1 protein-coding gene is annotated in these 1,050 nt (G+C 34.0%); it reads left to right on the top strand.

The features are described 5' to 3' along the window. The first annotated feature begins 474 nt into the window (after positions 1-474). A complete protein-coding gene (locus MF4642_RS16520) occupies positions 475-936 on the top strand; it encodes a hypothetical protein (RefSeq protein ID WP_227518572.1) in 462 nt (153 codons plus the stop codon). Positions 937-1,050: the final 114 nt, after the last annotated feature.

The following is a 1,050-nucleotide window of genomic DNA, read 5'->3' as shown; positions in this document are numbered from 1 at the left end:
GGCTACATAGTTCTATTGGCTATGTTTCACCATTTGAGTTTGAAAATATGTACTATGATAAAATCAACACCTTAGATTGTGTTGCATAACTTAAATAAACTGTCTCCGATATAGTCGGTACGGTTCAGTATCGGGACTTATCTGGTGCGTATGATCATTTAGAACTAAACCAACGACCATCGCTGCATGACTTACGTGCTTTGGGTATTTATAACATTACACAAAAGTATGGGAAGAAATATGCGCAGGCACTGGCTGGCCATGCAACTGTGAAGATAACGGATCGCTAGGGTCATGAAGCACCTAAACCAGTGCGGATTAGCTATCGTTCATCATGCCAATAAGCTGATGCTTTCACAACTTGAATCATCAGCTTTTGATTTCATATAAGCGCCAGTATGTTAAATGGAATATCTAAACAATTAGTTTAAGATAAATTGCATTGATCAATGTAGAAGTGGAAATCAGTATTGTATGTCTCTTAATATAAATAATATTCAAACTTTATTTCCTTCTAACAAAGCAAAATTGCTTAATAGACATGGCAACGAGTTATGCTTTAAAAACAACCTAAAGGCTTGGTGTATTAGGTTAATTGATGGTAAATGGCTAATCTTAGTAATTGATACAGGGAAGGTTATAGAAACTCAAGCTTATGACTCAGAGTATAAAGCTTGTCTTAAATTTTTATATTTATGTCGGATTATTACCACTGATCACCCCAATGAACCCAAGATATTACATATGGATAGAGATCATTGCTTTGCTGAAAAAAATGGTGAATATATTTTAGATACTAGAGTATTGTGTAATACCCACGGAGAATATTCATGGGAAATGGAGTTAAATGAAGAAGAAATAAAGGAATTTGAAAAATATGGTTGGAAATTTATTAATTCACTAATAATTCAAGTTGATTCCTCTAGGGTCTGTTGAGAATTACCGAGAGTTAATTAAACTCGCGCACAGTTGAATCATGGCTTCAAAACTCGTATCTGTTTTACAACTACGCATCGCTATACGTTTAAATTCTTTTAACTTACAGAAATA

The sequence above is a fragment of the Acinetobacter sp. MF4642 genome, assembly GCF_002018925.1.
Lineage (GTDB): Bacteria > Pseudomonadota > Gammaproteobacteria > Pseudomonadales > Moraxellaceae > Acinetobacter > Acinetobacter johnsonii.
Note: the sequence above shows the minus strand (reverse complement) of the source record. Positions and strands in the feature narration are given on the sequence as shown.

What these genes read in the sequence shown, in the direction of transcription:
- MF4642_RS16520 (WP_227518572.1), top strand. Translation starts at nt 475, where the DNA reads ATGTCTCTTAATATAAATAATATTCAAACTTTATTTCCTTCTAACAAA.